At 54.7% G+C, this 7250-nt stretch carries 6 protein-coding genes; 4 read left to right on the top strand and 2 right to left on the bottom strand.

All coding sequences use genetic code 11. The annotated features are described in order from the left end of the window. From NTZ04_01910 to NTZ04_01900, 3 genes are all read left to right on the top strand, one after another. On the top strand, positions 1-180 hold a 180-nt coding region (locus tag NTZ04_01910; GenBank protein ID MCX5991078.1), incomplete at its 5' end, for a histidine kinase. Positions 181-214: 34 nt separating this feature from the next. Continuing rightward, a complete protein-coding gene (locus NTZ04_01905; protein MCX5991077.1) occupies positions 215-2155 on the top strand; it encodes a diguanylate cyclase in 1941 nt (646 codons plus the stop codon). A 123-nt stretch (positions 2156-2278) separates the two neighbouring features. Next, positions 2279-4354, top strand: coding sequence for a glycoside hydrolase family 3 C-terminal domain-containing protein (locus tag NTZ04_01900; GenBank protein MCX5991076.1), 2076 nt, complete (start codon positions 2279-2281; stop codon positions 4352-4354). A 21-nt stretch (positions 4355-4375) separates the two neighbouring features. Here the strand turns inward: NTZ04_01900 and NTZ04_01895 are convergent, their stop codons facing one another. Both NTZ04_01895 and NTZ04_01890 read right to left on the bottom strand, forming a co-directional pair. Next, positions 4376-6025: a recombinase family protein gene (locus tag NTZ04_01895; protein MCX5991075.1), complete on the bottom strand. Its 1650-nt coding sequence runs from the start codon at positions 6023-6025 to the stop codon at positions 4376-4378. After that, positions 6022-6252, bottom strand: a complete 231-nt coding sequence (locus tag NTZ04_01890) for a helix-turn-helix domain-containing protein (protein ID MCX5991074.1) — start codon at positions 6250-6252, stop codon at positions 6022-6024. Before NTZ04_01890 ends, NTZ04_01895 begins: the two co-directional genes overlap by 4 nt. Before the next feature lie 79 nt (positions 6253-6331). Between NTZ04_01890 and NTZ04_01885 the strand changes: the two genes are divergently transcribed. Continuing rightward, positions 6332-6478, top strand: coding sequence for a hypothetical protein (locus NTZ04_01885; GenBank protein MCX5991073.1), 147 nt, complete (start codon positions 6332-6334; stop codon positions 6476-6478). Positions 6479-7250: the final 772 nt, after the last annotated feature.

Here is a 7250-nt window from a genome sequence, read left to right as displayed (position 1 = left end):
ATACTGGGCGTGGCGGATGTTGTTGAGGCCATGACCTCCCATCGGCCCTACCGGCCCCCACTGGGTATAGAGAAAGCCCTCGAGGAGATTTCATGCAACAGCGGTATCCTGTATGACCCCAATGTGGTCAGTGCTTGCCTGGGGGTCTTTGCTAAGAAAGGGTTTAAGTTCGAAGATTGAAGGCCTGTGGAATGTATGATCAGGAGGTGCCCCGATGACACTGCGTAGGAAAGCCATAATAATGATTTGTGTTGTCTTTGCGGCTGCGCTTGCCATCACGTTTGCTGTCTCGGAGACCATCCTGATGAAGCGTTTCACTGTCCTGGAAAAGCAGAACACCACTCAGAACACTCAACGGGCCGTGAGCGCCCTGTCTAACGACTTCTCCAGCATGAGCATCACCTTTAGCAAAGCCACGGCTGATGCCAAGAACTTCTCCATGGTCATGGATGAGAATGGAGAGATGCACATGAAGATCAATATCACCGAACCAGCCTTTGCCGTCATGGGGATCAATTACGTTATCTTTGTCATGTCCGGCATGCCCCCTGCTGGCATCGGATACAACCTGGAGACGCATGAGTCAATACAATTAGTCTCTGTCCCCGGCCTGATGGAAGTGCTTGGGGGCAACAGCCCGATTTCAATACCTCCGCAAATAGACACTACCGCTGTAACAGGGATACTGGTTCTCCCGGAAGACACCCTGCTTGTCCAATCCTACCCTTACGCTGTTGAGAGCGCCATGTTGCCAGGCAGCTCCATCTTGGGCAGGCTGATCTTTGCCCGCTTTCTTGATGATGCCGAGGTGGAGAGGCTGGCAGCGCAGACACATCTGTCTCTCGGCTTGTATCGCCTGGATGATCCACAGATGCCCGACGACTTCTCGGCCGCAAAGGCCCTGCTGTCGGATGAGGTACCTGTTATCACCCAACCATTGGACAAGGACACCGTGGCCGGATACGGCTTGTTGATGGATATCTACGGCAATCCCGCGATGATAATCAGAGCAGACATGAACCGCGATATCTACCATCAGGGACAGCAAACGGTCTACTGGCTCATAGTCTATCTTGCAGCAGCATTTGTGATGTTTGCCCTGGTGGTCATTATCCTGATGAACAGGGTTATCCTCTCCCGTTTGCTCGGCCTCAGCAAAGGCGTAGACAGGGTACGTGACACCGGTGATCTGACCGAGCGGGTCGCCGTCAAAGGAGAGGATGAGCTATCGAGATTGGGTGGGGCTATCAATGGCATGCTGGCATCATTGGATAAGTCGCAGCGCGAGCTTACGGAAAGGGAAGCGGAGAAACGCGCCCTCCTGAATGCGATACCGGACCTGATGTTTCGAGTTGGTGAGAATGGCACCATTCTGGATGCGAGGGCCGCTGAAGGAGGTAATCCGGCAATTCAAGGCATATCCACGGATGGTAAAGCGTATCAGGAGTTACCCCAGTACAAAGCATTATCTGCAGAAGTGGTCCATCGGGGGCTGCCGCTGGTGAGACGGGCATTGCAGACCGGAGAAACGCAGGTGTTTGAGATTCAAGTTCCCTTGGACGGTGATGCTGCTTTCTACGAGGCCCGGGTGGCAGCGAGCAGCAAGAATGAAGCACTGGTCATGGTGCGTGACATCACCGAGCGCAAGCGAGTGCAGAAGAGGCTTGAGTACGTCAGCAGCCACGATGTGCTCAGCGGTCTATACAACCGGGCCTATTTTGAGGAAGAGTTTGCGCGGCTGGAACGCGGCAGGAGCTTTTTCCCGGTGAGTATTGTGATGGCTGATGTAGATGGCATGAAAGCAGTCAATGACACCTATGGGCATGAGGCAGGGGATGTGCTGTTGCAGCGTGCTGCGGCGGTGTTAATGGCAGCCTTCCGCAGCGAGGATGTGGTGTCTAGAATCGGGGGCGATGAGTTTGCGGTGATGCTTCCTGGCGCAGACAGGTCTACGGCAGAGAAGGCTCTGGCACGCGTCAGGCAGATACTGGCGATTCACAATAACAATACCCAGGGCTCTCCCCTGATTCTCTCTATCGGTGTGGCGACGGGGGAGGAGGGCTGCAAGTTGGCCGAAGTCATGAGAGAGGCTGACAACCGCATGTATCAGGAAAAACAAGCGAAGAAGGCTGGTATCAGGAATGCAGGCGCTTAGCCAGTGAGATAGCAGCCCGTCCCGGATAGGTTGGTGACTATGCACTAAGCTGCAGGTGGTCTCCAACTTCCCAGGGCAGAAGTCCTCTTTCTGCTCGATCTGGGGTTCTGATTTGATATAACGTTGAAGTCAGAGCTCACGCTCAGCGAAGACATGCCTCTTAGAAAAGAACAGGTTGAAGAAAAGGCCAGACACCTGCTGGCCCAGATGGGCCTCAAACAGAAAATCAAGCAGATGTCAGGCGATGCCCCACTTCTGCGCGGCATCGTAGAGCTTTTGTTCGCCTACAACAGCCGCCCCTGGCCGGCAGGTGAGGATGAGCGCCTATCTGTCCCAGCCATTCGATTCAGTGATGGTCCCAGGGGAGTGGTGATGCGCCACTCCACCTGTTTCCCGGTCTCTATGGCCCGTGGCGCTTCGTGGGATATAGGCCTTGAAGAGCGGGTTGGTGATGCGATGGGAGTTGAGGCTAGATCGCAGGGTGCCAACCTTCTCGCTGCTGTGTGCATCAATCTATTAAGACATCCTGCCTGGGGTCGAGCCCAGGAGACCTATGGTGAAGACCCGTATCATCTCGGAGAAATGGGGGCAGCCTTCGTGCGGGGTTCTCAGCGTCATGTCATGGCCTGCATCAAGCATTTTGCTGCCAACAGCATTGAGAACTCACGCCTCCGGGTTGATGTCCGCATAAGCGAGAGGACCTTGCGCGAGGTATACCTGCCGCATTTCAAGCGTTGTGTTGACGAAGGTGCGGCCTCTGTCATGAGCGCCTATAACAAGGTCAACGGGGACTACTGCAGTCATAACCGTCACCTCCTGCGTGATATTCTGAAGAAGGAGTGGGGGTTTGAAGGTTTTGTCATGTCTGATTTCCTGTTTAGTGTTCATAACGCACGGGCTGCCAATGCCGGCGTAGATATCGAGATGCCCCTTCCCCTTCATTTTGGGAGAGAGTTGAGGAGGCTGGTCCGCAAAGGTGAGGTTTCTGAGGAGGCAATTGACGATGCTGTGCTGCGCATCCTGAGGCAGAAGGCCAGATTTGCCCAGACAGGTGAGCCGGCGCGGTATGGGGCACAGGCTGTGCTCAGCCCGGAGCATGGGGCTCTGGCCCGGGAAGCTGCCCAAAAATCCATGGTGTTGCTGAAGAACGAGTGCTTAACAGACAGCCCTCGCCGGATACTCCCCATTGATAGTGCCCGTGTAAGACGCATCGCAGTTATTGGCAAGCTGGCTGCCTTGCCCAACATCGGCGACAAAGGCAGCAGCATGGTGAGGCCACCCTACGTGATCACGCCTCTTGAGGGAATACGCGCGGTTGCGCCGCGGGAGTGTGCCACCACATACAGTGACGGCAGAGCCATGGACAAAGCCGTAGACATGGCGCGCAAGGCAGACATGGCTGTGATTGTCGCCGGATACACCCACAGGGATGAAGGTGAGCGCATTTTACACAAGGGTGGTGACAGGGACACTCTCATGCTCAAACCGCGCGATGAGACCTTGATCTCGCGGATTGCTGCTGCAAACCCCAATACGGTAGTCGCCCTCATGGGAGGCAGCGCTATCATCACTGAATCATGGCGCGAAAAGGTCCCTGCGATCTTGATGGTCTGGTATCCCGGCATGGAGGGCGGCAATGCCCTGGCGGACATCCTCTTTGGCAAAGTAAATCCCTGTGCAAAGCTGCCCTGTGTATTTCCAAAATCTGAAAGCCAGCTCCCATTATTCGATAACCGCGCCAATTCGGTCGATTATGGCTACTTTCACGGCTACCGGCTTATGGACAGGGAGGGTAACACACCTGCTTTCCCCTTTGGTTTTGGCCTGAGCTATACCACCTATGCATATAAGAACCTGCAGCTTGATCAGCAAGAGGTTGGTATAGATGGAACGCTGCGAGTGAGCGTAGATATTGCCAACACGGGAAATATGGCTGGCGAAGAGGTGGCCCAATTGTATGTTGGGTACGATGGTTCACAAGTGGAGAGGCCGTTCAAAGAGCTCAAAGGCTTTTCGAAGGTGCTTCTTGCACTCGGACAAACCAGGCAGGTGACCTTCGTGCTTCCGGTCAAGCATCTGGCCTACTATGATGAGCAGCACAGCAGTTGGATTGTGGAACCGATCACCTACACCGTCTATGTTGGCTCTTCCTCACGGAGGGAAGATTTGCTCAGCGTTCAATTTCGCGTTCATGGCTGATGCGCCTGCTGTCTCATGTAGTTATTTGTGCTTTTGATCTGTCATTCCCGTCCTTCCGCGGAAGGACGGGAATCCACCCGTTCTCCCTCCCCTGGCGGGAGGGGATATGGGTTGCAATTGGCTCTCACCATCGCCCAGCGGGATTATGGTCTTGATGGTGACGTGACCTTGGTCGTAGACCACCTGATCCACTAGCAGACGGATAAGCTCACGGCGCTTGTCGAAGTCCATCTGATCCAATCCGCAGTTCAACGTCTCGGCCAGGTCTTCGACCTTGCTCTTGTAGCTCGCAGCACGGTCCAGCCTTGAAAGCTGCAACTCAAGCTGTCTGCAACGCTCATCGACGTCCCCTCGCTCCTTGCGTATCCGTTCCATTTCTTCCCGCATCATAAAGTCAGCGAAGAACCCTTTCCGATAGCCTTCAACTAAACGTCGCTCTTCTTTGGGGAGTTCTTCCAGACGTTTCCTGAGCATGGCTAGCTCTTCATTCAGTACCTCCCGCGTAGCGGAGTCTGGTTTGGTCAGCCGCTCGACCTCTGCAACCAGCAGGTCGGGCCGTCGCAGTAGGTTCGTTACTGTATCCCATACCGCACCGTCAAGAGCGTGGCCGTTGACCCAACTACATCGACAGGGCACCGCCTGTCCCTTCTCGTCAATCGGAGCCTTGAACTTCTGGCTCTTGTAGCAGTAGTAGTAAGCAGTCCCCTTCGTTGTTTTGGCCCCCATACCGCTACCGCAGGTATGCCTTAGAAGCCCGGCAAGCAGGTACTCGTGCTTCGTGTTGCGCATGGCCAGGTGGGAGTTCTCCCGGAGCCTGTTTTGTACAGCGTCGAACATCTCCCTTGGGACCATGGGCGGCACTTGGGCCGAAATGTGCTCATCCTTGGGTCGGATGCTCTCTTGTATTCTCGGCTGGCGTTGCTGCCCGCAATCTATCTTTTGGGTTTGCCACTTGTTCTGCCAGAGCGTCCCCGCATAAGTCTCGTTGCAGAGCATACGACCGAGAGTGGACGTGTGCCAGCGCTTGCCCGACGGCGGTGGGGTGCCAAGCCGGTTCAGACGATCTGCCAGTTTGGTAATCGACAGGTGTTCTTGAAGGTACAGGTAGAACGCCATTCTCACCACCTTGGCATGGTCCTCGTTTATTTGCAGCGTCGATGTCTTAGGGTCGAAGGTGTATCCGAACGGGGCCGCTGCGCCGCTCACGACCTTACCCTGCTTTGCCTTCTCCAGCCGGCCACGGGTGGTGCGCTCCCGTATCTTGGCACGTTCATACTCGGCCACTGCACCACGCATGGCAAAGAACATGCGCCCTTCAGGAGAGGCATCGGTCTCCTGTGTAATGAACTCCAGCTGAATACCGGCCCGCTTGAGCTCGTCGCTAAGGAGCAAGAGGTCAGACAGGCTACGGGAGAGGCGGTCAGGGTCATGGCACAGGACGACATCCACTCTGCCTTCGGCTACTGATTGGCGCAGTCGAAGCAGGGCTGGCCGGTTGGTGTCACCGCCAGAGTATCCATCGTCAACAAAGGCGTCTTTGTCCATGTTTGGGACAAGCAGATACCCTTTTTCCGTCGTCCGCTTCTTGAGTGCACGGTCCTGAGCGCTGAGGCCGTACTTCTCAACCTGGGCATCGGTAGAAACCCGCTCGTACAGTGCTGCCCTCTTCATGTCTGCCTCCTCCTGGTGTATTTGCGTTTGCTTCTGGGCCTGCCCCTCCTGGGGACGTAGGTCTTAGCCAGTTCCTCGACAGCCGCCTTGGGAATGAGCCAGCGGTTGGCGATCTTGACTGCTGGAATCTTCCCCTTCCGGGCCAAGAAACCAGCAGACTTCGGGTTGATCCTCAGTATGTTGGCCACCTCTGTGGTGGTGATGTAGGTGCGGGTCAGCTCTTCCATGCTTTCCTCTTAGTATATACAGGTTACACCGTAATAATAAACAGAAATATGTTCCATTGTCAAGCACTTGAGTGGAAAGATGTTCAGACTGGCAGGCGTCGAGTGTGTGGTCAGTGCAAGCCTATCGCTGATTCGGATAGCCCTTGATGTAGTTTTGGACGGTGCTCTGGGACTTGACCCCCACGGCACGGCCTATTTCCGCATAGGAAGCACCACCGGCCCGTAGCGCCCTGGCCAGTGCCGAGACCTTAGTGGCATCTCCCCTCAACGACTTACACGGACATAGCGAACAAACACCTCCAGAGAAAATTCTCTGGGCTTTTCCTCTGGCGAGGCTTGGGGGGAGACTACGGGGGAGACTACGGGTAGCGGCAACTGTAGCAACTGTGGGTGTCTACCTGGGCAACCTTGTCTTTATTCGTAAAGTCAGGTATTAGAGCACCGTCTTTATTCGCAAAGTAGAAGTCGAAGATGCTTTTGATTGTCTGTGTCTTTGTAGCATAACCGAGCCGAAGGTGCTCGGCTTCTAGCGGCTCAAAATAGCCTTTGGGGACAGCGATAGCATGGTGTGCCACACCCCTAATCTAAGCTATTTGTCAACGGTTTGAGAGGGAATGGCTTGGGGAAGGCTAAACTGTAGGGTTTTGCCCTATGGGCAATCTCTCCAAGGCGCTCTGCCCAAGAGAAGCAAGCACCATTGCTTTAACCTCTCATCCACCCTAATTTAGCAGAACCATGCTGCCATGCTAGTTGAAGTAGAGTCACCCAACCTCAGCTTGGATACAGAGTGCAGATTTAGAGAAAGGGTGCACAGGGATATTCAGCCTGTGACGGGTTTGTAGCCGGCTCTCCGCTATGATGTCAAGACTCTTTAGAAATGACCTCTTTCTTGACTCATTAGAAATGTCCCATATTGGTTCCTGCTAACTATAGTTCCAGGCAGCCTTGCGTTTGAGAGACCTCAAGCTCATATGCCTCCAAGGGTGATCCGGGGAAGG

Source organism: Chloroflexota bacterium (assembly GCA_026389585.1).
In the GTDB taxonomy this organism is placed as follows: Bacteria; Chloroflexota; Dehalococcoidia; order UBA2247; family RBG-13-53-26; genus JAPLHP01.
The sequence above is the reverse complement of the archived record's forward strand: the minus strand, read 5'-3'. Positions and strand labels throughout refer to the sequence as shown.

Excerpts from the sequence above, each read along its gene's own strand:
- NTZ04_01890 (MCX5991074.1), bottom strand. The coding sequence starts at position 6,252 with ATGGAAGAGCTGACCCGCACCTACATCACCACCACAGAGGTGGCCAAC.
- NTZ04_01885 (MCX5991073.1), top strand. The coding sequence starts at position 6,332 with ATGTTCAGACTGGCAGGCGTCGAGTGTGTGGTCAGTGCAAGCCTATCG.
- NTZ04_01895 (MCX5991075.1), bottom strand. The coding sequence starts at position 6,025 with ATGAAGAGGGCAGCACTGTACGAGCGGGTTTCTACCGATGCCCAGGTT.
- NTZ04_01905 (MCX5991077.1), top strand. The coding sequence starts at position 215 with ATGACACTGCGTAGGAAAGCCATAATAATGATTTGTGTTGTCTTTGCG.